The sequence below is a fragment of the Pseudomonas sp. BIC9C genome, assembly GCF_034541995.1.
GTDB lineage: Bacteria > Pseudomonadota > Gammaproteobacteria > Pseudomonadales > Pseudomonadaceae > Aquipseudomonas > Aquipseudomonas fluorescens_CC.
On record NZ_JAWDGM010000004.1, the window covers coordinates 238246 to 260663 of the forward strand.

The 22418-nt window shown below is 62.6% G+C and carries 21 protein-coding genes; 10 read left to right on the forward strand and 11 right to left on the reverse strand.

The genetic code is table 11. The features are described 5' to 3' along the window. Positions 1-30 precede the first annotated feature (30 nt). From RS887_RS18920 to RS887_RS18935, 4 genes are all read right to left on the reverse strand, one after another. On the reverse strand, positions 31-1110 hold the full coding sequence (locus tag RS887_RS18920; protein ID WP_322616536.1) for an ABC transporter ATP-binding protein: 1080 nt from the start codon (positions 1108-1110) through the stop codon (positions 31-33). After that, on the reverse strand, positions 1103-1909 hold the full coding sequence (locus RS887_RS18925; RefSeq protein WP_223448706.1) for an ABC transporter permease: 807 nt from the start codon (positions 1907-1909) through the stop codon (positions 1103-1105). The genes RS887_RS18920 and RS887_RS18925 overlap by 8 nt, the downstream gene beginning before the upstream one ends. Beyond that, positions 1906-2766: an ABC transporter permease gene (locus RS887_RS18930; protein WP_322616537.1), complete on the reverse strand. Its 861-nt coding sequence runs from the start codon at positions 2764-2766 to the stop codon at positions 1906-1908. The genes RS887_RS18925 and RS887_RS18930 overlap by 4 nt, the downstream gene beginning before the upstream one ends. An 82-nt stretch (positions 2767-2848) precedes the next feature. Further along, a complete protein-coding gene (locus RS887_RS18935) occupies positions 2849-3904 on the reverse strand; it encodes a spermidine/putrescine ABC transporter substrate-binding protein (protein ID WP_322616538.1) in 1056 nt (351 codons plus the stop codon). Positions 3905-4102: 198 nt separating this feature from the next. On the opposite strand from RS887_RS18935, the gene RS887_RS18940 reads away from it, so the two are divergent. From RS887_RS18940 to RS887_RS18955, 4 genes are all read left to right on the forward strand, one after another. Continuing rightward, positions 4103-5035 carry a GntR family transcriptional regulator gene (locus RS887_RS18940; protein WP_322616539.1) on the forward strand — a complete coding sequence of 311 codons (933 nt, stop codon included), beginning with the start codon at positions 4103-4105 and terminating at the stop codon, positions 5033-5035. Positions 5036-5135: 100 nt separating this feature from the next. Continuing rightward, entirely contained in the window at positions 5136-6410 is a 1275-nt protein-coding gene (locus RS887_RS18945; RefSeq protein WP_322616540.1) for a glycosyltransferase, read from the forward strand. Between the two features lie 70 nt (positions 6411-6480). After that, entirely contained in the window at positions 6481-7878 is a 1398-nt protein-coding gene (locus RS887_RS18950; RefSeq protein WP_322616541.1) for an FAD-dependent oxidoreductase, read from the forward strand. Positions 7879-7891: 13 nt separating this feature from the next. Next, on the forward strand, positions 7892-8251 hold the full coding sequence (locus tag RS887_RS18955; protein ID WP_322616542.1) for a cupin domain-containing protein: 360 nt from the start codon (positions 7892-7894) through the stop codon (positions 8249-8251). Positions 8252-8284: 33 nt separating this feature from the next. On the opposite strand, the gene RS887_RS18960 is transcribed toward RS887_RS18955, so the two are convergent. The 7 genes from RS887_RS18960 to RS887_RS18990 form a co-directional block, all read right to left on the reverse strand. Next, positions 8285-9325, reverse strand: a complete 1041-nt coding sequence (locus RS887_RS18960; protein WP_322616543.1) for a GGDEF domain-containing protein — start codon at positions 9323-9325, stop codon at positions 8285-8287. A gap of 125 nt (positions 9326-9450) precedes the next feature. Further along, entirely contained in the window at positions 9451-10866 is a 1416-nt protein-coding gene (locus tag RS887_RS18965; protein WP_322616544.1) for a cytosine permease, read from the reverse strand. Positions 10867-11377: 511 nt separating this feature from the next. Then, entirely contained in the window at positions 11378-12418 is a 1041-nt protein-coding gene (locus tag RS887_RS18970) for an ABC transporter substrate-binding protein (RefSeq protein ID WP_322616545.1), read from the reverse strand. 35 nt (positions 12419-12453) lie between these two features. Continuing rightward, positions 12454-13623, reverse strand: coding sequence for an acetylornithine deacetylase (gene argE / locus RS887_RS18975; protein WP_322616546.1), 1170 nt, complete (start codon positions 13621-13623; stop codon positions 12454-12456). Continuing rightward, the gene (locus RS887_RS18980; protein ID WP_111288897.1) at positions 13616-14290 is read right to left on the reverse strand and encodes a DUF1028 domain-containing protein; all 675 of its coding nucleotides are present in this window, start codon (positions 14288-14290) and stop codon (positions 13616-13618) included. The genes argE and RS887_RS18980 overlap by 8 nt, the downstream gene beginning before the upstream one ends. Positions 14291-14300: 10 nt before the next feature. After that, positions 14301-14711, reverse strand: a complete 411-nt coding sequence (locus RS887_RS18985; protein ID WP_003201555.1) for a RidA family protein — start codon at positions 14709-14711, stop codon at positions 14301-14303. Next, positions 14711-16072, reverse strand: a complete 1362-nt coding sequence (locus tag RS887_RS18990) for an NAD(P)/FAD-dependent oxidoreductase (protein ID WP_322616547.1) — start codon at positions 16070-16072, stop codon at positions 14711-14713. Before RS887_RS18990 ends, RS887_RS18985 begins: the two co-directional genes overlap by 1 nt. Before the next feature lie 277 nt (positions 16073-16349). Here RS887_RS18990 and RS887_RS18995 point away from each other — a divergent pair, with 277 nt between their 5' ends. From RS887_RS18995 to phnE, 6 genes are all read left to right on the forward strand, one after another. Then, entirely contained in the window at positions 16350-17726 is a 1377-nt protein-coding gene (locus tag RS887_RS18995; RefSeq protein WP_322616548.1) for a pyridoxal-phosphate dependent enzyme, read from the forward strand. Further along, on the forward strand, positions 17723-18901 hold the full coding sequence (locus tag RS887_RS19000) for a PLP-dependent aspartate aminotransferase family protein (protein WP_322616549.1): 1179 nt from the start codon (positions 17723-17725) through the stop codon (positions 18899-18901). Before RS887_RS18995 ends, RS887_RS19000 begins: the two co-directional genes overlap by 4 nt. A 286-nt stretch (positions 18902-19187) precedes the next feature. Further along, a complete protein-coding gene (locus RS887_RS19005) occupies positions 19188-20039 on the forward strand; it encodes a putative selenate ABC transporter substrate-binding protein (RefSeq protein ID WP_322616550.1) in 852 nt (283 codons plus the stop codon). Then, a complete protein-coding gene (locus RS887_RS19010; protein WP_322616551.1) occupies positions 20036-20833 on the forward strand; it encodes a phosphonate ABC transporter ATP-binding protein in 798 nt (265 codons plus the stop codon). The genes RS887_RS19005 and RS887_RS19010 overlap by 4 nt, the downstream gene beginning before the upstream one ends. Continuing rightward, on the forward strand, positions 20827-21654 hold the full coding sequence (locus tag RS887_RS19015) for a PhnE/PtxC family ABC transporter permease (RefSeq protein ID WP_322616552.1): 828 nt from the start codon (positions 20827-20829) through the stop codon (positions 21652-21654). Before RS887_RS19010 ends, RS887_RS19015 begins: the two co-directional genes overlap by 7 nt. Beyond that, positions 21651-22418 (forward strand): phosphonate ABC transporter, permease protein PhnE, encoded by a 768-nt coding sequence (gene phnE / locus RS887_RS19020; RefSeq protein WP_322616553.1) that lies wholly within the window; start codon positions 21651-21653, stop codon positions 22416-22418. The genes RS887_RS19015 and phnE overlap by 4 nt, the downstream gene beginning before the upstream one ends.

Below are 22418 nucleotides of genomic sequence, written 5' to 3' on the forward strand. Positions count from 1 at the left end.
AGTGCTGCTCCTGCCTGGTCTTTTTATTGTTCAGCGTGTCAATACGCGGGCATGCCGGGCTTGCCAGCCCAGCCGGATGGTCGTGTCGATTGCAAAATGGGCGAATTCAAACTGTGAGGACGGCACGCGCACGATCAGCGGTTTATCGCTGAGCGGTGTCTGCACGTGCAGATTAGTGTCGAGGCCGTGATAGGCGATTTCGACGATATTTCCGCTGACCTGATTGGCGCAATCGCCGCCCTGCTCCGTCAGCACTTGCAGGCGTTCGGGGCGAACCACCACGGCAACGGATTGACCGGACACCAGCGGCGCGTCGGTTTCGACGCTCAGCTCCTGGCCGTTGACCCGCACCGAGTGCTGGCCCGAACGCACGCCCTCGAGCAGGTTACTGACGCCGATGAAGTTGGCGACAAAGCGGCTGTTGGGGTTTTCGTAAAGCTCGGTCGGGCTGCCGCACTGGCACACCTTGCCGCCGTCCAGCACGGCCATGCGGTCGGACATCACCAGCGCTTCTTCCTGATCGTGGGTGACGATGATGAAGGTGATGCCGCTCTCGTGTTGCAGGCGCTTGAGTTCCAGCTGCATCTTTTCCCGGAGCTTTTTGTCGAGCGCACCCAAGGGCTCGTCGAGCAGCAACACCCGCGGACGCTTGACCAGCGCCCGCGCCAGCGCCACCCGCTGACGCTGGCCGCCGGAGAGTTGATCGGGCTTGCGCTCGGCCAGCTCACCCAGTTGCGCGGTGCTCAGCACTTCATCGACCCGACGCCGGATTTCGCTTTCGGGCAGACGCTCCATTTCCAGGCCGTAGGCAATGTTCTTGCGCACGGTCATGTTGGGGAACAGCGCATAGGACTGGAACATCAGGTTCAGCGGACGCTTGTTGGCCGGCAGCGGCGAGATGTCATTGCCGTCCAGGTAGATGCAGCCACCGCTGGGGGTCTCGAAACCGGCGAGCATGCGCAACAGCGTGGTCTTCCCGCAGCCGGACGGCCCGAGCAGCGCGAAGAACTCGTTCTCGCGGATGCTCAGCGACACCTCGTTGACCGCCAGACCGTTGCCGTAAGACTTGCTGACCTTATCCAGGATCAGTACCGCGGATGAATTATTCATGGGTGCGAGGAGCCTTGTTGAGACGCTGCGAGGCCAGCAGCGCGGTAATGCTGACCAGCATCACCAGCGTCGCCAGAGCGTTGATTTCCGGGGTGACGCCAAAGCGGATCATGGCGTAGATCTGCATAGGCAACGTGGTCGAAGCCTGACCGGAGCCCGAGTTGAAAAAGGCGATGATGAATTCGTCCACCGACAGGGTGAACGAGAGCAACCCACCGGCCAGCACGCCGGGGAAGATCACCGGCAGCAATACCCGGCGCAAGGTGGTGAACCAGCTCGCACCCAGGTCGATCGAGGCTTCGAGGATCGAATAGTCGAAGTGCTTGAGCCGCGTGCGCACCACCGCGCAGACGAAGGCGATGTTGAACACCGCATGACTGATGATGATCGAGTGCAGCCCGAGGCCGACCTTGAGCAGGTTGAAAAAACTCAGCAGCGCAATCGCCAGCACGATGTCGGGAATGATCATCGGCGCCATCAGCAAGGTGTCGACCACCTGGCCCTTGTCATTGCCCTTGCGACGCAACTCGATGCCCAGCGCGAGGAACGTCCCGAGTACGCAGGCAATGAAGGTCGCCGACAGCGCAACAATCAGCGTGTTGAGCGCGGCCGACAGAATCGCCGTGTTGTGCGCCAGTGCCGCATACCACTTCAGCGATACGCCGCCCCAGGCGGTGGGCAATCCGGACTTGTTGAACGACAGCAGGATCAACACCAGGATCGGTATATAAAGGAAGGCATACACCAGACCCAGGTGCGAACCCAGCACGGTACCGCTGACAGAGCGAGACTGACTCATGAGCGCGCCCCTTCTGCACGACGGGCCAGCAGTGCCTGGATGAACAGCAGGATCAACATGATCGCGATCAGGAAGAAACTCAGTGCGGCGCCGAATGGCCAGTCCCGCGCCGTGAGGAATTGCGCATAAATCAGGTTGCCGACCATCTGCACCTGCTTGCCGCCCAACAGGTCGGCGGTAATGAAGTTGCCGATGCTAAGCACGAAGACAAACACCGCACCCGCCGCGATACCCGGCACGCTCAGCGGCAGGATGATCCGGCGAAAAGTCATCCAGCCCGAGGCACCGAGGTCTTTCGAGGCGTCCCACAGTTCGTTGTTGATCCGCGACAGCGACGAGAAAATCGCCAGGATCACAAAGGGGATGTAGTTGTAGACCAGGCCCAGTACCACCGAGGCTTCGGTGTACAGCAGGTTGATCGGTTCGCCGCTGTAGCCGAACACCTGCAGCACACGGTTGATCAGACCTTCGCGGTTGAGCAGGACGATCCAGGCGTAGGTGCGGATCAGGTAATTGCTCCAGAACGGCAGCATCACCAGGAACAGATACGCCGCCTGACGCCGCCGTGGCGCGCGGGCAATCGCATAGGCCGCCGGGTAGCCGATCAACACCGCAAACACCGTGGCCAGCCCGGCGATCTTCGCCGACTTGAGCAGAATGCCGAGGTACAGCGGATCAAACGCACGCTGGTAGTTTTCCCAGGTGAACAACCAGTCGATGCCGCCATACGCGCCACGTTCGACGAAGCTGTAGACCAGCACCAGCAGGCACGGAATCACCAGAAACATCAGCAGCCAGCCAAAGCCGGGCGCAAGAAGCCAGGCCGACAGACGCCTGTCAGCATGCAAAGCACTCATTACCCATATCCTCCCGCTTCAGGACAGAAGCGGCTTGCGAGCGTGGCGAGGCATGCCGGGCATGCCTCGGATCAATGCGGCGTCAGTTCTGCGCCGCCATGATTTCGGTGACGGCCCGGGTGTAGGCCTTTTGCGTGGTGCCGCCCAGGTCGCGCAATTGCTCCATTTTCAGCAGCTCGGCAGGGGCGATGGTCAGGTTGGGGTACTGCTTGAGCAGGTCGGCGGACAACCCGGCCATTGCGGCCTGGTTGGGGACTTTGTAGAGAATGTTTTCAGCGACCCAGGCATGGTTTTCCTTGGCGAGCATGAAGTTGACGAACTTGAAGGCTTCGTCCTGGTGCTTCGAACTCTTGAGCACCACCATGGTGTCCACCCACAGGTCGGAACCTTCCTTGGGCACCACGAACCTGATTGCTGCGTTGGCTTGGGTGCCGTAGTTGCACCAGCCGTCCCAGGCGTGAGCCATCAGGGATTCGCCGGAGGCCAGCTTGGAATAGAAGGTGGTGTCGTCGAAGGACAGAATGCGTTTTTTGGTGGCGATCAGTTGATCGCGAACAGCGGCGATTTGCGCGGGATCACTGTCGTTGACCGACCAGCCCTTGGCGAGGAAACCGGCACCGAGCATCCAGCGGTCGGTGGCGAGCATCGTCACCTTACCCTTGAGGGCATCGCTCGGATTGAGCAGCTCGTTCCAGCTCTGCGGCGCCGGCGTCACCTTGTCGGAGCGATAGCAGATGCCCGTGGTGCCCCAGGTGTAAGGCACGGAGAACTGATTGCCCTGGTCATATTCCAGGTGAGTGGCTTCGGGGTAGAGGTTTTTCAGGTTGGGGACTTTGACCGGATCGATGTCTGCCAGCAGCCCCTGCTTGTGCAGCACTTCGGCGAAGGGCGAGGAAACGAACACCACGTCATACCCTTCACCACCGGACGCCATCAGCTTGCCCATGATTTCTTCGTTGGTGGCGTGCAGCGCCTTGTCGACGTCCACACCGCTGGCAGCCTTGAACTTCTCCAGCGCATCCGGGGCCATGTAGCCGTCCCAGATGGAAATCACCATGTCTTTCGCACTTGCAGCCTGTGAAGCGATCGCCAGGGAAACGGCCAATCCCGCACACAGAAGATCATTCAGCTTGCTCATAAATACTCACCCGACGATTGCTTATTGTTGTGTTCGAAGGCAGTACGGCAAAACGAGAAACGATTGCTGGTGTTTTTTTTTAGAAATTAGGACCAGTATCAAAAGATGTCAACGCTTTTTTCCGGCCTGACGCTTCGCCGGCGCATGACATAAGATGAGCACCTGAGCCCGACAGCGGATCACCAAGAGAAAAGACGCTTGAGCACGACAGCCGAAAAAAAACCGCGCACCAATCACCTGGAACTGGCCCGCCGCATCCTCGAGCACACCCAGGAAAGCGGACTTGTGGCCGGTGATCCGGTGGCCGAACAGGCCCTGGCCCGGACCTTCCAAGTCTCGCGCACGCTGATTCGCGGCGCGCTGAAAGTGCTGCAGGAAGAAAACCTGCTGAGCCACGAAGCCGGCAAGGGTTACCGACTGCTGGCCTCGCCGACAGGCCAGGCGTTCAACGCCGCCCTGCCGCAAGCCGAAGAAGAAGAACTGGCCGCCTCGGTGCTGCGCGACCGCATGGCCGGGCGACTGGGCGACAGCATCAGCATCAGCGAACTGATGCGCCGCTACGATATCGGCCGGCCGGCGGCACAAAAGGTCCTGCAGCAATTGAGCGAAAGCCAGGCCATCGAGCGCGGCCCCGGCCAGTCCTGGCTGTTTCGCCCGTCGCTCAACAGCCTGGCCGCGCTCGAAGAAAGCCTGAAATTCCGCCTGATCCTCGAGCCCGAAGCCCTGCTCAGCCCGAGCTTCAACGCCGACCCGCAGCGCCTTGCACTGTTGCGTAGCGCCACGCAAAGCCTGCTCGCCCACCCCGTGGAAGACTTCGACATCCAGCAGTTTCGCGAACTGGACATCAGCTTCCACGAACTGCTGGCCCTGAGCTGCGGCAACCGCTTCATCAGCGACGCCCTGCTCCAGCATCAGGGCCTGCGCCGCCTGCCGAACCTGTTGCCATCAGTGAGCGTGCACCGCCTGCAGGAAGCCCTGCGCGAACACCTGCAAATCATTGCGCAGATCGAGCGCGGGCAGATGGAGATCGCGGCCGACCTGCTGCGCCTGCACCTGCGCTTGAGCGCCGCGCAACGCCCGCAAACCGCCAACCGTGGCATTCCGCAAAGTCATCTGTTCGGGCGTCGTTAAACGTCCCGCAAAAACATGATGATTTTTTTTTGAAAATAAGACAGCATCAAAAACACCTTCAGGAGCGGCGGGTCTGACCCGCCATGGACAGTCCCTCGCCATGCAAAAACAAAAACTGATCGCCCTGTTTCCGGAAGCCAGTTTCGGCGCGGCCTTGAACTGCATCGGTATCGCTCAGTCGCTGCGAGAGCTGGGCGCCAGACCGGTGTTCATCTGCCATGAACATTTCCAGGGGTTGTTCGCCGAATACGGCTTCGACGAATACCCGATTCCGCAAGCGAGCCCGTTGTCGGCGGCGGAACACCAGCACTACTGGGAGCGCTTCATCGAGCGCAGCATTCCGTACTTCGACCAGACCCCGCTGGCACAGATCGACAGCTACGTGGCACCGGCCTGGGAAGCCATCATCGACACCGCGATCGAAGCGGAAAAACCCTTGCAGCAGTTGCTCGGCCGCCTGAAGCCCGATGTGATCGTGCTCGACAACGTGGTGATGTTCCCAGCCATCGCCAACGCCGGGTGCCCGTGGGTGCGGGTGGTGTCCTGCGCCGAAACCGAACTGCCGGATGCGGCCGTTCCGCCGTACCTGTCCGGATGCCTGGCCAGTGACACGAAGGCCTGCGAACGTTACTCCGAGCAGTACCTCAAAGCTGTCGCACCGGCCCATGAACGCTTTTCGCAGTTTCTTCTGGGCAACAATACGGCGCCGTGTCCTTCGGGGCAGTTCCTCACCGATTCACCGTGGCTCAACCTGCTGCTGTCACCCACGCCGGTACGTTATGAACGCCAGCAGCCGCTGGACCCGCAGCGCTACGTGTACCTCGACGGCTGCGTACGACGGGAAGCGCCGTACATCGTCCCGGACTTTCCACGGCACAACGACGCGCCGCTGATCTACCTCAGCTTCGGCAGCCTGGGCGCTGCCGACACCGGGATGATGAAGCGCCTGATCAGCACGATCGAAACCTTGCCTTATCGCTTCCTGGTCAACGTCGGCGCCTACCGCGACATGTACACCACCGTGCCGGACAACGTGTACCTGGACAGCTGGTTTGCCCAGCCGGCCGTGCTCAAGGAGTGCCAGTTGTTCATCCACCACGGTGGCAACAACAGCTTCTGCGAAGCGCTGTACTTCGGCCTGCCATCGCTGATCATTCCGTATTGCTGGGACGGTCACGACAACGCCGCCCGCGCCGAGGAATCCGGTGTCGGCCGCTACCTGCCGCGCTTTGCCGATCCCCTGGCCGCCCTGCCCGCCGCCCTCGAACAGCTGCTGGCCGACCAACCGATGAAACAACGCCTCATGGCGTTCAGCGAGCGCATGCAGGCGACCCGCGGCACCGACATTGCCGCGCGGGCGATCCTCGCACTCTAGCCATAACAACAAAAACCGTCGGGCAACCGAACGCAATCGTCGCTGCCCGACACACCGCCGGAGTTTCAGCATGAATGCCCCATCGCGTTTCGATGCGCTTGACCATGTCCTGCCACATCCATTCTGGCAGGACACCGTCACCCCACGGCCCGCCGCACCTTCCTTAGCCGCAACTGTGCAGTGCGATCTGGCTGTGGTCGGCGGCGGGTTCACCGGCTTGTGGACCGCCCTGCTGGCGCGTCAGCGCCGACCCGATCTGAGCATTGCGATCATCGAGGCACGGCGCTGCGGTGGTGAGGCCAGTGGGCGCAACGGCGGTTTCTGCGCACCGAGCATTTCCCATGGGGTGTCCAACGCGCTCAGGCGCTGGCCCGATGAAGCGCAGCAGTTGATCCGCCTGGGCCGGCAGAACCTCAATGAACTGGCTGCCGACCTGCAACGCTTCGGCATGCACGTCGAGTTCGAACGCCAAGGCAAACTCAACGTCGCCAGCCAGCCGTGGCAGGTCGACGGGTTGCGCTCAATGCAGCACAACTACGCGCGCTTCGGCATTCACTGCGAATGGCTGGAAGGCCGCGATCTGGCGCAGAAGCTTGATTCACCGGCGTATGCGGCCGGCCTCTTCGAACCCAATTACGCCCTGCTCAACCCGGCAAAGATGGCGGTGGAACTGCGTCGCGTGTGCCTTGAGCAAGGGATTCAACTGTACGAAAACAGCCCGGTCCTGCAGCTGGATGCCCGCAACGACAGCCTGCACCTGCGCACGGCCGACGGCGAAGTCATCGCCGGGCAAATCGCCCTCGCCACCAACATCGCGCCACCGCTGCTTGGCCAACTGGCATCGAGCGTGATCCCGGTCTACGACTACAGCCTGGTCAGCGAACCGTTGAGCGATGCGCAGTTGCAAGCCATCGGCTGGATCGGGCGCTACGGCATCGCCGACGCCGGCAACCAGTTCCACTACCTGCGCAAGACCGCCGACAACCGCATTCTCTGGGCCGGCTACGACGCCATCTACCATTTCGGCGGACGCCGCGACGAAGCCCTGACCCAGCGCCCGCAAAGCTTCCGGCGCCTGGCCGAACAGTTTCAACAGACGTTCCCGGCCCTGCGCGGTGTGCATTTCAGCCATGCCTGGGGCGGCATCATCGACACCTCCGCACGCACCACGATGTTCACCGGTTGCGAGCACCAGGGCCGCGTCGCCTATGCCCTGGGCTTCACCGGTCAAGGGGTATCCGCCAGCCGCTTCGCCGCGTTGAACATGCTCGACCTGTTGGCCGGCGAGCGCACCGAACGAACAGAGCTGCTGATGACATCCAGTGCGCCCTTCCGCTTTCCGCCCGAACCCTTGCGCTATCTCGGCGTGAAGCTGGCCCAGCGCTCACTGGCGCGGGAGGACCGCGACGGTCACCGCGACTGGCTGCTCAAGACCTTCGATGCCTTTGGCATCGGCTTCGATTCCTGATCCGGAGACCACCATGTCCACAGCCCTGCCCCGGCACGTCATCGACTTCGCCAGCGACCTTGCCCCCCGTGAAACTGAAATCAACGACCCGGCCGTGGTCGACGCACCTTATCGCAACAAGAGTTGGCGGCACTTTGTGGCGCCTGGGAAAAACGCCGTGGCCGGCATCTGGGAGGCAGGACCGCACCGGGAGCGTTGCCAGTGCGATTACGATGAGCTTTGCCACATTCTGGAGGGCACGGTGCGCCTGACCGATGCCGAGAGCGTCGCGCGCACGTTCGGCCCCGGTGACTCCTTCGTGGTCGCCAGTGGATTCAACGGCACCTGGGAAAACCTCACCACGGTGCGCAAGGTCTACTTCATCCTCGGCTAACCGACGGATGGAATGAGCCACAGGTGATGGGGGTTACTGCCGCACCTGATTGCGCCCGTTGCGCTTGGCCTGGTACAGCGCGTCATCGGCGCGGGTCACCAGGCTTTCCGGCGTGTCGCCGGATTGTGCATGGGCCACGCCGAACGACGCAGTGATGGTGTCCAGCACGGTGTCGGTGCCCCGGGCCTTGACCCGCAGCGCCTGGACTTTCAGGCGCAGGTGCTCGGCAAACGCGCCGGCAGCCGCCAGATCCGGGCAATCCTTGAGCACCACACAGAACTCTTCACCGCCATAACGCGCGGCATAGGCCTCGGCCGGCAGCGAATCGCGCAACACCCGGGCGACATGCTGAAGCACCCGGTCACCCAAGGGATGGCCGTACTGGTCATTGAATTGCTTGAAGTGGTCGATATCCAGCATCACCAGCGCCACGCCGGTCGCCGAATTGCTCATTGCCTGTTCCAGCTTGCGGTTGAAGGTGGTGCGGTTGAGCAGTTCGGTCAGGCCATCGAGGGTCGCCGCCAATTGGGCGCGCTCCAGTTTGTCCCGCAGGCTTTTGATTTCGTGCTGTGCGGACTGCAACTGGGCGAGGAAATGCTCCTGCTGACTCTGCATGAGCTGGGTGCTCTTTTGCAGTTGGCTCAGGATGATCGGCAAGCGCTCGCTGGCCGGCTCTTCGAGCATTTGCAGGTATTGACCAAGGCTGGCCTGGAAATTCTGATTGCCCTTCACGCTGCGCGAAACATCGCGCTCCATGTCGTCAACCAGGTTGATCGCTTCCTGTTGCCCGGCGCGAGCGTCCGCCAGTTCATCGCGGATGATGTATTCGCGAAAAAGCCGGGTGGCCGACTCCGGCGGGAAGTAGTCGAAATCGTTGACCACCCGGTCCAGGTGCCGATTGAGTTCCGGCTCCTGGCCTTTGCTGTAGGTGTACCAGAGCGCGTAATGCACCGGGTTGGGCGGAATGTTGTGACGAACCATCAGCGGCACTGCCTGCTTGAGCAATGCCGCGGCCTCGCGGGAGTCTTCTGGATACAGCGCTAGAACAGTCGCACGCGTGTCTGATTGGCTCATGGCTTCACTGTGGTTGTTTTTATCTGGCGATTGGCAAACGCGCTGAGCATAACCATACGCCCGACAAACGGCCATCCCTGGCATTCACAACCGTTCAACCCGATACATCTGTTCCAGATGCCCGATCAACCGTTGGTTGGCATCAACCCGACCATGGTCTGGCGCCGACGGTAAGCCGTGTCACGGTTGGCCAGCCAGTAGTACAGCGGTGTGGTGACCACCAGGCCGACCAGCCAGGACAGATCCGCACCGTCGATATGTACCGCCACGGGCCCGGTGTAGATCGGCGTGTTCATAAACGGAATCTGCACCACGATGCCGATGGCATAGGCCAGCAGTGCCTGCGGATTGAAGCGGCCATAGATACCGCCGTCGACGCGGAAGATCGAGGCGATGTCGTAGTCACCCTTGTGGATCGCGTAGAAGTCGATGAGGTTGATCGCGGTCCAGGGCACCAGCACCACCAGCAACGCCAGCACCAGGTCGACGAAGTGCCCGATGAAGTCCGCCGAGGCGCCGATGGCCGCCACGCAGCAACCGGCCAGGATGATCAGCGACAGCACCGCCCGGCTCGAAGCAGTCGGAATCCAGCGGTGGGCGAAGGTTTGCAGCAAGGTGATCACCGACAGCACGGCGCCATACAGGTTCAGGGCGTTATGGCTGATCACGCTGAGCAAAAACAGCACCAGCATCAACGGGCCGATGGCACCGGTTGCAAGCTTCACGGCGTCCATGGTGTCCATGCCCACCGGCGTGGCCAGCACGGCGACGGCGCCGAACACGAAGGACAGGATCGAGCCCAGCGACGAGCCGAGGTAGGTCGCCCAGAAGGTCGCGCTGACTTTCACGTCCTTGGGCAGGTAACGCGAATAGTCGGACACGTAAGGCGCGAACGCGATCTGCCACAGCGCCGCCAGCGATACCGTGGCCAGCCAGCCGGAAATGTTGAAACTGCCGCGGGTCAGGAAGTCATCGGTCTGCACGTGGGTCAGGATGTAGCCGAAGCCCAGCACGATGCCCAGGCCCAGCACCCAGGTGCCGATGCGGTTGAGCACGTGGATGAAGCGGTAGCCAATGATGCCGATGATCCCCGAACCGAGACCGCCGAGGACGATACCGACCGATACCGGCACGCTCTCGACCACGCCATGCAGCGACTTGCCGGCCAGGACGATGTTGGAGGCGAAGAAACCGATGTACATCACCCCGGCAATCACCACCACCAGCAACGCGCCCAGCGAACCGAACTGCGCGCGACTCTGGATCATCTGCGGAATGCCCATCTGCGGGCCTTGCGCCGAGTGCAACGCCATCAGCACACCGCCGACCAGATGGCCAACGATGATGGCGACAATGCCCCAGACCAGGTTCAGGTGGAACAACTGCACGCCGAGCGCGCCGGTGACGATGGGTAACGGCGCGATATTGCCGCCGAACCACAGGGTGAACAGATCTTTGACCTTTCCGTGGCGATCCTCAGGGGGAACGTACCCGATCGTGTGTTTCTCGATGAGCGGGGCGGATGAAGCGGTGGTGGACATGACGAACTCCAAGGCAAGGATGAGTACGTGTTCGTACTTCGGTGTGCGCAGACGGGACGGCGCATTTCTTGTTGGGAGCGATCATGGACAAAGAGCGGCGGGAGGAAAATTAGTTAATTTGTGCCTTTAAACCTTAAAAAAGATTGCGCAATTATTCGGCCATTGCGGCAGAAAGAATCAATAAAAAACAAAAACACAGCACAACGCACCGCAACCTTTCCCGACATTCGAGAGGGTAAACGGAAAAAATCTGACCAATGAAATCCCTGTGGGAGCGGACTTGCCCGCGAAAGCGGTTCATCAGCCACATCCATGTTGAATGTGCTGCCGTCTTCGCGGGCAAGCCCGCTCCCACAGGGACTGCGGCGTCTGGGCCGTCCAGAACTGCGCATCCTCTGCGCTGGCGCCAGCCGGTTTTGTGGGAGCGGGCTTGCTCGCGAAAGCGGTTTGTCAGCCACACAAATATTGGATGTGCTGCCGTCTTCGCGAGCAAGCCCGCTCCCACAGGGGGTTACCGTGCAGCCCAGGCGTTGAAGCGCTGCTCAAGCTCCTCGCCATGGTCAACCCAGAACTCCGCATCCACTGCCCGCGCACCGGCCAGGTTGGCCTCGGCGGTCGGCAACTGCTCTTGCACGTCCTTGGGCAGCAATGGCAAGGTCTGGCGATGCACCGGCCCGTAAGGGATGTTTTCCGAGAACACTTTTTGCGTCTGCGGCTGACTGGCAAATGCAATGAAGTTTTCCGCCAACGCCTTGTTCGGCGTGCCCTTGACCACCGCCCAGTATTCCGGGTCGTACAGGCTCTGCGGCCAGACGATGCTCAGTTTCATCCCCTCCTTCTGCGCCGAGGCAATCCGGCCGTTGTAGGCCGCGCTCATCACCACGTCCCCGGCCACCAGCCATTGCGCCGGTTGTGCGCCCGCCTCCCACCACTGGATGTTCGGCTTGATCTGGTCGAGCTTGGCAAAGGCCCGCGTCACGCCTTGCGGGGTGCTCAGGACCTTGTACACATCGTCAGCCTTGACGCCGTCGGCCAGCAAGGCAATTTCCAGGGTGTACTTGGCGCTCTTGCGCAGCCCGCGCTTGCCCGGGAAGTCGGCGACGTTCCAGAAGTCCGCCCAGGATTGCGGCGCCTTGGCCTGCTTGCTCTGGTCATAGGCCATGACCATCGACCAGACATAAGTGGCCACCCCGCATTCGGTCAGCGCTCCCGGCACGAAGTTCGCCGAATCACCGAAGCGTCCCGCATCGAGCTTCTCGAACAAACCCTCCTCGCAGCCGCGCAACAACTCGGGGCTTTCGACTTCCACCACGTCCCAACTGGTGTGACCGGCCGAGACCATGGCCTTGATCTTCGACAGTTCGCCGTTGTATTCCCCGGCGATGATGTTGCCCGCGCCGCTGGCGTTAAAGGGCTGGAAATAGGCTTTATCCTGGGCCTGTTTGGTAGCACCACCGAAGGAAATCACGGTGAGGTCCTGGGGGGCCGCCCACACACTGGCACTCAACAACGCCAGGGTAAACGGAACACTGCAACGCAAGGATCTGGACATGGATCGCTTCCTCGGGGCTTGTCGGCCCGTTGTTGTTATGGGTGTTCGGATTCACTCAAGTACGCCGCCAGCCGATCCATCAAGCGGTCACAGGCCGCCATCTGTTCGACGCTGACAAATTCATCGGGCTTGTGTCCCTGATCCATGCTGCCGGGACCGCAGACCACCGACGCAATGCCGGCTTGATCGAACAGTCCGCCTTCGGTGCCAAAGGCCACGGTGCTGAAATCATCGCTGCCGCACAGCTCGGCAATCAGCCGGGCCGCCTCGCTGTCGGCGGGTGTGGCCAGGCCGGGGTAGGCCGAAAGCTTTTCAAAACGAATGGATGTGTCGGCTTTCACCGCCTGCATCGCCGGCAGCAAGGTTTGCTCGGCGTAGTTTTGCAGTTCATCGGCGACCGCTTCCGGAGCAAAGTCCGGCAAGGCGCGCACTTCGAAATCAAAACGGCAGTTCTCCGGTACGATGTTCAACGCCGTCCCACCGGAAATCACACCTACCTGCACTGTCGAATACGCAGGATCGAAGCGCTCGTCGTGGTACTGCGGTTCAGCCAGGCGCGTGCCGATTTCACCCAGCCGACCGATCAGCCGTGCAGCCTGCTCGATGGCATTGACCCCATAAGGCGCGTAAGCCGAATGGCACGGCGCACCGTGTACGTGACAGCGCATCGCCAGCTTGCCCTTGTGACCGAGTACCGGTTTAAGCTCAGTCGGCTCACCGATCAGACACAACGCTGGCGCCGGAATGCGTTGCGGCAGCACCTCCAGCAACCCGCGAACGCCAAGGCAACCGACCTCTTCGTCATAGGAAAACGCCAGGTGCACCGGGCGCTTTAAAGGGCTTTCCAAAAACATCGGCACGGCCGCCAACACAGAAGCCAGATAGCCTTTCATGTCCGCGGTGCCGCGCCCGTAAAGCTTGCCGTCCGTCTCGGTCAGGCGGAAAGGTTCGACCGTCCAGGCCTGGCCGTCCACCGGCACCACGTCGGTGTGACCGGACAGCACAATGCCGCCGGCCACGCTCGGGCCGACCGTGGCCAACAAGTTGGCCTTGGTCCGCTCGGCGTTGTAGATCAGTTCGCAATCCACGCCCAGTTCGTGCAGGTAGTCACGCACGAACTCGATCAGCGCCAGGTTCGAGTCGCGGCTGACCGTGGCGAACCCGATCAATCGCGCGAGCATGGCGCGGCTGCGCAGCTCACTCATCGCCGGGCACTCCATACGCGGGAGCCAGGGTCGGATTGAGGGCGCGGGTCAGGTAGTCCTGCAATTGCGGCTCGTAGGCAGACCACAGTTTGCCCAGCTCGCCAATCGGATTTTCATCGGCCCAATCCACCCGCAGGTCGACAATCGGCCAGGTCAGGTCACCGACCACCGACAACGCCGCCGAGTGCACCGCGCCGGCTTCGCCCCCCGCATCCTGCCCGGCCTGCAAGGCGCTCATCAGGCGGGTGGCGAGGCAGCCTTCGCTGTTTTCGAATGCCGCGACCATCGCCTCGATCACCCCACTGTTGGCCAGCAGGTTGCCGGCCGCCACGCATTGGTCACCGGCCAGGGCGTTGTTGATGCCCAGCGCATGGTTGCCGCTGAACACCGCCGTGCGTCCCTGGGCATCGACCACCGCCACCTGGCGGTACTGGCTGTAGCCATTGCGGGTCAATGAGTGGTCCAGCGCCTGGGGCGGCGCCGAACCGTTGGCCAGTTCATCGAGGATCTGCGGGCCGAGGGCCGGCAGCGTGATGTTCTGGCTCGACACTGCGCCGACACCGGCCCGCAGCCAGGGGCAACGCGCGCCGACGGCAATGCTCGAAGAGCTGATGGCAATGCCCAGCTGGCCGGTCTCGGCGCAGCGACCAACGATGGAAAAGGTCATGGCGAATTCCTTATTCAGGGATGACAGCGATCACATCGATTTCCATCAGCCACTGCGGCTGGCCAAGGGCGCTGACCACCAGGCCGGTGGAAATCGGGAACACACCCTTGAGCCACTTGCCGACTTCCTGGTACACCGGCTCGCGATAGCGCGGGTCGATCAGGTAGGTGGTGGTCTTGACGATGTGGCTCAGGTCGCTGCCCGCCTCTTCGAGCAATTGCTTGACGTTGCGCATGGCCTGTTCGGCCTGGGCACGCGGATCACCGAGGCCCACCAGTTGGCCGTTGAAATCGGTGCCGACCTGACCACGGACATACACGGTGTTGCCGGCGCGCACGGCCTGGCACAGGTCGTTGTCGAGCGTCTGGTTCGGGTAGGTGTCTTTGGTGTTGAACATGCGGATGCGGGTATGAGTAGGCATTAACGAACTCCCATGAGGCTGGCTTTCTGAAGAGGTGCACGGGCGGCGTCGGCTTGACGCTGGGTCGCATCCCGATAGTTGAAATAAGTGCGCTGTTTAACGATGTGATCGGCAATGTGCTTGGCGTCGTGCCAAACGCCCCAGATAAACGCGGAGCCACGACGGGACTGCCAAGGCAAGCCGACGAAATACACGCCGGGCTCGGCCGACACGCCACGTTGGTGCTGCGGCTTGCCGTTTTCCTTGAAGGCATCGACCTTCAGCCAGCTGTAATCGGTGGAGTAACCCGTGGCCCAGATGATCGTGGTGACGCCGGCCTTGACCAGGTCGAGCTCAAGAATCGGCTTGGTCACGCAGTCCGGATCGGCCAGCATGGCCCGGGCTTCGGGCTCCAGCGGCAGGTCCAGGCCATTGCGTTCGATATAGGCGTCGGCCTTGTCGAGCAGTGCGAGGTAGTTTTCATCGCCGCGCCGGATGTTGTCGGCGAGGTTATTTTCGAAACTGACCACGGCGCCGTTGAACGATTGAGTCAGGCCGACCAGCTTCATGCCCTGATGGGCCAGCCGGCGGAAGTCCACGGTGTGGCCGCCACGGGCACCGCTCACGGCGATGGTCACGTGCTCCTTGCCCGGCTGCATGGCCTCGGCATCCCACTCGCCAAGCACCCCCAGCCACCAGCAGAAATCACGGTTGCGGTAGGCGCGCGGCGGACGATCGTGGGCACCGACCGACAGGTAGACCTGCTTGCCGGAACGTTGCAGTTCATCGGCGATCTGCACGCCCGACGAACCGGCGCCCACTACCAGCACGGCGCCTTCGGCCAGTTGCTGCGGGTTGTAGTATTGGGCCGAGTGAATCTGGTTGATGCCAGCGATTTGCGGGGCAATTGGCGGAATGGCCGGACGCTGGAACGGGCCGGTGGCGACCACCACATTCCGGGCCTCGATCACGCCATCAGAGGTTTCAACAGTAAAGCCCGGGCGATCCGCGTTGCGCTCTACTTTCTTGACTTCAACACCGGTGCGGATCGGCGCGTTGAACTTGCGGGCGTAGGCCTCGAAGTACTCAGCCACCTGCTCCTTTCCGGCGAAGGCATCCGGGTCCACACCATCGAATTCCAGGCCCGGGAAGCGGTCGTGCCAGGCAGGACCGTTGGCCACCAGCGAATCCCAGCGGCCGGTGCGCCAGGCCTCGGCGATACGGTTGCGCTCCAGCACGAGGTGGGGCACACCGAGTTTGCTCAGGTGTTCACTCATGGCCACGCCGGCCTGGCCAGCGCCAACAACAAGCGTATCAATTTCGGTTTTATCAACTGTCATGGCTGTGCACTTCTGAAAGGTGGTTTGATTCAGGTCGGTCATGGCTGCCGCCTCGATTCTGATCACTGTTGTTCTTCTGCTACGGCTATCGGTGTCAGGGTGTTGGCCGCATTCTGTTCGGAGCCGGGAAATAGCGAAATTATGTTTTTTGTGGTCGCTGGCGAGGAAAACGCGTCGAGGCGACCGGCTGGCCACATGAGGTTGCGGCAGACCCGATCCCGGCCTATGGTCCTAGCGATGCAATGCCTGCGATCGATGCCTGATGGCACACCGCAGGCCACTGTCCACCCAGTGCGTATTTGCGCAAGGAAGTGACGACATGCCTGACAACTCCCGCCCTGCCGTGCTCGAACTGATCGGCAATACACCTCTGGTACGGGTCAGCCGGTTCGATACCGGCCCGTGCACGCTGTTTCTCAAACTTGAATCCCAGAACCCCGGCGGTTCGATCAAGGACCGTATCGGTCTGGCAATGATCGATGCCGCCGAACGCGATGGTCGCCTGCGCCCCGGTGGCACCATTGTCGAAGCCACCGCCGGCAACACCGGCCTCGGCCTGGCCCTGGTCGGCCGCGCCAAGGGTTATCGGGTGGTGCTGGTGGTACCGGACAAGATGTCCACCGAGAAGGTCCTGCACCTCAAGGCCATGGGCGCCGAGGTGCACATCACCCGCTCCGATGTCGGCAAGGGCCATCCCGAGTACTACCAGGATGTCGCCGCGCGGCTGGCCGCGGATATTCCCGATGCGTTCTTCGCCGACCAGTTCAACAACCCGGCCAACCCGCTGGCCCACGAATACAGCACCGCGCCGGAGATCTGGGCACAGACCCAGCATGATCTGGACGCCATCGTCGTCGGCGTCGGTTCCGCCGGGACCCTGACCGGGCTGACGCGCTTTTTCAAACGCGTGCAGCCGGATCTGGAAATGGTCCTGGCCGACCCGGTCGGTTCGGTGATGGCCGAGTACAGCCGCAGCGGCACCCTCGGCACGCCCGGTTCGTGGGCGGTGGAAGGCATAGGCGAAGACTTCATTCCGTCGATTGCCGACCTGTCCAGCGTGCGCCACGCCTATTCGATCAGCGATGAGGAAAGCTTCGACCACGCCCGCCAACTGCTGCGCGCCGAAGGCATACTCGGCGGTTCCTCGACCGGCACCCTGCTGGCTGCCGCACTGCGTTACTGCCGCGAACAGACCACGCCGAAACGGGTGGTGAGCTTCGTCTGCGACACCGGTACGCGTTACCTGTCGAAGATCTACAACGACCAGTGGATGAACGATCAGGGCCTGCTGCAACGCAAGCAATACGGCGACCTGCGCGACCTGATCGCGCGGCGCTTCGAGGACGGCCGGGTGATCAGCGTCGGCCCCGATGACACGCTGCTCACCGCCTTCCAGCGCATGCGCCTGGCGGATGTGTCGCAACTGCCGGTGCTGGTGAATGGCAAACAACTGGTCGGTGTGATCGACGAGTCCGACATCCTGCTGGGGGTGCATGAGGACGTTGCGCACTTCCGTAAAGCCGTGGCCAGCGCCATGACCGACAAGCTGCAAACCCTGTCCCCCGATGCCACGCTGGCTGATCTGGAGGCAGAGCTGGGCCGTGGGCTGGTGGCGATCATTCAGGATGCCTCGGGTTTCCACGGCCTGATTACCCGAACCGACATGCTCAACCACCTGCGGAGATCCCTGCCATGAGTCAGCACGATGAAAACGCCCCGCCGCGCGGCTTCGCCACCCGCGTGATCCATGCCGGGCAAACGCCGGACCCTTCGACCGGGGCGTTGATGCCGCCGATCTATGCCAACTCCACCTACCTGCAGCAGAGCCCCGGGGTGCACAAAGGCCTCGACTACGGGCGTTCGCACAACCCGACGCGCTGGGCGCTGGAACGCTGCGTGGCCGACCTGGAAGGCGGCACCCGGGCCTTTGCGTTCGCCTCGGGCCTGGCGACCATTTCCACCGTGCTGGAACTGCTCGACGCCGGCTCGCACATCGTCTCCGGCAACGACCTTTACGGCGGCACCTTCCGCCTGTTCGACAAGGTGCGCCAGCGCAGCGCCGGGCACCGCTTCAGCTTCGTCGACCTGACCGACCTGGCGGCGTTCGAGGCGTCACTGCAAGACGACACGCGGATGGTCATGGTCGAGACCCCGAGCAATCCGCTGCTGCGCCTCACTGACCTTGCCGCCATCGCCCGCACCTGCCGCGCGCGCGGCATCATCTGCGTGGCCGACAACACCTTCGCCAGCCCGTGGATCCAGCGCCCGCTGGAACTGGGTTTCGACATCGTGCTGCACTCGACCACCAAATACCTGAACGGCCACTCCGACGTGATCGGCGGCATCGCCGTGGTCGGGCAGAACGCCGAGCTGGCCGAGCGCCTGGGCTTCCTGCAAAACGCCGTCGGTGCCATCGCCGGCCCGTTCGATGCGTTCCTCACCCTGCGCGGCGTAAAGACCCTGGCGCTGCGCATGGAGCGTCATTGCAGTAATGCGCTGGACCTGGCGCAATGGCTGGAGCGTCAGCCACAAGTGTCGCGGGTGTATTACCCCGGCCTGCCGTCACACCCTCAGCACGAACTGGCCCAACGGCAAATGCGCGGTTTCGGCGGGATGATTTCCCTCGACCTCAACAGCGACCTGGCGGGCACCAAACGCTTCCTCGAGAACGTGCAAATCTTCGCCCTGGCCGAGAGCCTGGGCGGCGTGGAAAGCCTGATCGAACATCCGGCGATCATGACCCACGCCACCATCCCCGCCGACACCCGTGCAGAACTGGGCATCGGCGACGGGCTGGTGCGGTTGTCGGTGGGGGTCGAGGATGTCGAGGACTTGCGGGCTGATCTGGCGCAGGCGTTGGCACGAATGTAAATCACCTGAATGTTGGGACACCGCAATACCTGTAGGAGCGAGCTTGCTCGCGATGGTCGTTAACGATTACTCGCCTTACCAGATGCCCGGCGGCGCTCTCGGGTTTATCGCGAGCGAGCTCGCTCCTACAGTTTCTTTTTCGCCTTCATCCCTGTTGCAAGGCTGGTCAAGCAAGCAAGAGTCCCTATAATCGCGCCGTTTTCGTCTACCCTCACGAAGCGTCGTGCAGCAATCAGCTTGTGCGGGGCGCATCGACATTTTTCCGCTATTGAACCGGAGAACTTCCATGCTCAAACGTACCCTGGCATTGGCCGTCGGCCTGACCCTATCCTTTTCCGCCCTGCTGGCACAGGCAGCCGACACCCTCAAGGTCAGCGCCATTCCTGACGAAGCCCCGACCGAATTGCTGCGCAAGTTCAAGCCGCTGGGCGAGTATCTTGAGAAGCAGTTGGGCATGAAAGTCGAGTTCGTGCCGGTTTCCGACTACCCGGCGGTGGTCGAGGCACTGGCCACTGACCGCATCGACATGGCCTGGCTGGGTGGCTTCACGTTCGTGCAGGCGCGACTGAAAACCGGTAATGCCATTCCATTGGTACAGCGTGAGCAGGATGCCCAGTTCACCAGCAAATTCATCACCGCCGACCCGGCCGTCAAGTCACTGGCCGACCTCAAGGGCAAGTCCTTTGCCTTCGGTTCGGTGTCTTCCACTTCCGGCAGCTTGATGCCGCGTTATTTCATGCTGCAGGACGGCATCAAGCCGGAAACTTACTTCAGCCGTGTCGGCTACTCCGGCGCCCACGACGCCACGGTGGCCTGGGTTCAGGCAGGCAAAGTGGACGCCGGCGTACTCAATGCCAGCGTCTGGGAAAAACTGGTCAAGGCCGGCAAGGTCGACACCGACAAGGTCAAGGTCTTCGCCACCACGCCGGCCTACTACGATTACAACTGGACCGTGCGCGGCACCCTCGACCCGGCCCTGGCCAACAAGATCAAGGTGGCCCTCCTCGCGCTCGACCCGGCCAACCCGGAGCAAAAGGCGATTCTGGATCTGCAGGCCGCCAGCCGCTTCATCGAGACCAAACCTGAGAACTACAAGGGCATCGAGGAAGCCGCGCGCGCTGCCGACCTGCTGAAATGACATTGCATCTGAACCGGGTCAGCCTCACCCACGGCAATGGCGTGCGTGCGCTGCATGAGGTCGACCTGCACATCGCTACCGGTGAGCAGGTCGCAATCATCGGGCCGTCCGGTGCCGGCAAGTCGAGCCTGCTCAACCTGCTGGCAACCGCCCTGCGTCCCGGCAGCGGCACGGTCGAGGTACTTGGCGAGCACGCCTGGCAGCTCGGCGCCCGACAGCGCCAGCGATTGCGCGCACGCATCGGCCTGGTCCATCAGGCGCCGCCACTGCCACCGCGGCAACGGGTGGTCACGGCGGTGCTGGCCGGAAAGCTCGGGCAATGGGGGTTTGCCAAAAGCCTGTTGAGCCTGCTGCATCCGGTGGATGTTCCGGGAGCGCGGGCGGCACTGCTCAAGCTGGACCTCAGTGACAAGCTGTTTACCCAGTGCCAGCAATTGTCCGGCGGCCAGTTGCAGCGCGTGGGCATTGCCCGCGTGCTGTACCAGGCGCCCGAAGTGCTGCTGGCCGATGAGCCGGTGTCGGCGATGGACCCCGTACTGGCCGGGCACACCCTGTCGACCCTCTGCCGCCACGCCCGGGAACACAAGGTGACGCTGGTCGCCAGCCTGCATGCCGTGGAGCTGGCCCTGACGCACTTCTCGCGCATCATCGGCCTGCGCGATGGCCAGGTCCTGTTCGACCTGCCCGCCAGCGACGTCGACCACGCGTTGCTCGACAAGCTCTACGCCAACGAGCAACTGCAATCGCCGCCCGTCCCGGTGGTGCCCTTGAGTGTGCAGATTCCCCGATGCTGACGCGTGATATGCGAGACCCGGCCACCCTGCCTCGTCTGTTGCTCAGTCTGTTGGCGCTTGCCCTGCTGTGGCCTGGCATCCACTTCAGCGAACTGGACCCGGGTGTGCTGCTCAAGGCCGACAGTCAGAGTGAGATGGGGCGTTTTGTGTCAGCCTTCTGGCCACCCGCCCATGGCGAAGAATTCCTCCAGTTACTGTGGCAAGCCACGCTGCAGACATTGGCCATCGCCACCGCCGGCATGGCCCTGGCCTTGCTGCTGGCCGTGCCCGCCAGCCTGCTGGCCAGCCGGGCACTGTCGCTGTCGGCCGCCTCGCGCAGCGGTCGCCCGAGCGCCTTGGGCCGGCTGTTGCGCTGGCCGGTGCGCGGGTTGCTGATCTTCCTGCGCAGCGTGCCGGAAATCGTCTGGGCCTTGCTGTTCGTGCGCGCCGTCGGCCTTGGCCCGACGGCCGGGGTGCTGGCCATTGCCATCACCTACAGCGGCATGCTGGGCAAGGTCTACGCGGAGATCTTCGAGTCGGTCGACCAGCGCCCCGTCCACTCATTGCTGCAAGCCGGCAGTGGCCGGTTGGCCGCATTCTGCTACGGCATCCTGCCCAATGTCGGGGCGGAATTGCTGTCGTACACGGTGTATCGCTGGGAATGTGCGATCCGCGCGTCCGTGGTGATGGGGTTCGTCGGCGCCGGCGGGCTGGGCCAGCAGATTGACTTGTCGTTGCGCATGTTCGCCGGCGGTGAAGTGGCGAGCATGTTGCTGACCTTTCTCCTGTTGGTGCTCTTCGCCGATCAGATCAGCCGCCTGCTGCGCTGGAGGTTCGCATGAATCGCCTGTTCAACCTGCTGCTGATCCTGGGCATCGGCGCAGCGGTCGTCGCCTCGTTCAGCTACCTGGGCATCGATCTCGGCGAGCTGACCGGCGGCGGTAACCTGAAGCAGATGGGCGCCTACGTGCTGCGCTTTCTCGGCCCGGACCTGAGCGCCGGCCATCTGCAAGCCATCGGCCGTGGCTCCGTGGAAACCATGGCCATGTCGGCCCTTGGCACCCTGCTCGCCGCGGTGTTCGGAATGCTCTTGGCACTGCCGGCGGCCGGGCGTTTCGGTTGGCCGTTGCAGAGCACGTCGCGCCTTGTGCTCAACGCCCTTCGCGCCATTCCGGAACTGGTGTGGGCGGCACTGATGGTGCTGGCCGCCGGACTCGGCCCGAACGCCGGTACCCTGGCGCTGGCCATGCACACCACCGGGGTGCTCGGCCGCCTGTTCGCCGAAGCACTGGAAAACACCCCAGCGGAACCGGCCGAAGCCATCCGTTTGCAAGGCGGCAACGTCGTCTGGGCCTTCTGTTACGGCACCCTGCCCAATCTGTTTCCGCAGCTGCTGGCGTATATCCTGTACCGCTGGGAAAACAACATTCGCATGGCCAGCGTGCTCGGTTTTGTCGGTGCTGGCGGTTTGGGGCAGATGCTCTATGTCAGCCTCAGCCTGTTCCAGGAGGCCCAGGCCAGCACAGTGATCCTGGCCATGTTGCTGCTGGTGTTTGCCGTTGATGGATTGAGCAGCTGGAGTCGTCAGCGTTGGGTCAAGACGTGA

Bases quoted from the DNA above. Each gene is read 5' to 3' on its own strand.
- RS887_RS18920 (WP_322616536.1), bottom strand. From the start codon at position 1,110: ATGAATAATTCATCCGCGGTACTGATCCTGGATAAGGTCAGCAAGTCT.
- RS887_RS18955 (WP_322616542.1), top strand. From the start codon at position 7,892: ATGTCCACAGCCCTGCCCCGGCACGTCATCGACTTCGCCAGCGACCTT.
- argE (WP_322616546.1), bottom strand. From the start codon at position 13,623: ATGAGTGAGCTGCGCAGCCGCGCCATGCTCGCGCGATTGATCGGGTTC.
- RS887_RS18935 (WP_322616538.1), bottom strand. From the start codon at position 3,904: ATGAGCAAGCTGAATGATCTTCTGTGTGCGGGATTGGCCGTTTCCCTG.
- RS887_RS19010 (WP_322616551.1), top strand. From the start codon at position 20,036: ATGACATTGCATCTGAACCGGGTCAGCCTCACCCACGGCAATGGCGTG.
- RS887_RS19015 (WP_322616552.1), top strand. From the start codon at position 20,827: ATGCTGACGCGTGATATGCGAGACCCGGCCACCCTGCCTCGTCTGTTG.
- RS887_RS18960 (WP_322616543.1), bottom strand. From the start codon at position 9,325: ATGAGCCAATCAGACACGCGTGCGACTGTTCTAGCGCTGTATCCAGAA.
- phnE (WP_322616553.1), top strand. From the start codon at position 21,651: ATGAATCGCCTGTTCAACCTGCTGCTGATCCTGGGCATCGGCGCAGCG.
- RS887_RS18930 (WP_322616537.1), bottom strand. From the start codon at position 2,766: ATGAGTGCTTTGCATGCTGACAGGCGTCTGTCGGCCTGGCTTCTTGCG.
- RS887_RS18925 (WP_223448706.1), bottom strand. From the start codon at position 1,909: ATGAGTCAGTCTCGCTCTGTCAGCGGTACCGTGCTGGGTTCGCACCTG.
- RS887_RS18965 (WP_322616544.1), bottom strand. From the start codon at position 10,866: ATGTCCACCACCGCTTCATCCGCCCCGCTCATCGAGAAACACACGATC.
- RS887_RS18945 (WP_322616540.1), top strand. From the start codon at position 5,136: ATGCAAAAACAAAAACTGATCGCCCTGTTTCCGGAAGCCAGTTTCGGC.
- RS887_RS18985 (WP_003201555.1), bottom strand. From the start codon at position 14,711: ATGCCTACTCATACCCGCATCCGCATGTTCAACACCAAAGACACCTAC.
- RS887_RS18950 (WP_322616541.1), top strand. From the start codon at position 6,481: ATGAATGCCCCATCGCGTTTCGATGCGCTTGACCATGTCCTGCCACAT.
- RS887_RS18970 (WP_322616545.1), bottom strand. From the start codon at position 12,418: ATGTCCAGATCCTTGCGTTGCAGTGTTCCGTTTACCCTGGCGTTGTTG.
- RS887_RS19005 (WP_322616550.1), top strand. From the start codon at position 19,188: ATGCTCAAACGTACCCTGGCATTGGCCGTCGGCCTGACCCTATCCTTT.
- RS887_RS18990 (WP_322616547.1), bottom strand. From the start codon at position 16,072: ATGACCGACCTGAATCAAACCACCTTTCAGAAGTGCACAGCCATGACA.
- RS887_RS18995 (WP_322616548.1), top strand. From the start codon at position 16,350: ATGCCTGACAACTCCCGCCCTGCCGTGCTCGAACTGATCGGCAATACA.
- RS887_RS18980 (WP_111288897.1), bottom strand. From the start codon at position 14,290: ATGACCTTTTCCATCGTTGGTCGCTGCGCCGAGACCGGCCAGCTGGGC.
- RS887_RS19000 (WP_322616549.1), top strand. From the start codon at position 17,723: ATGAGTCAGCACGATGAAAACGCCCCGCCGCGCGGCTTCGCCACCCGC.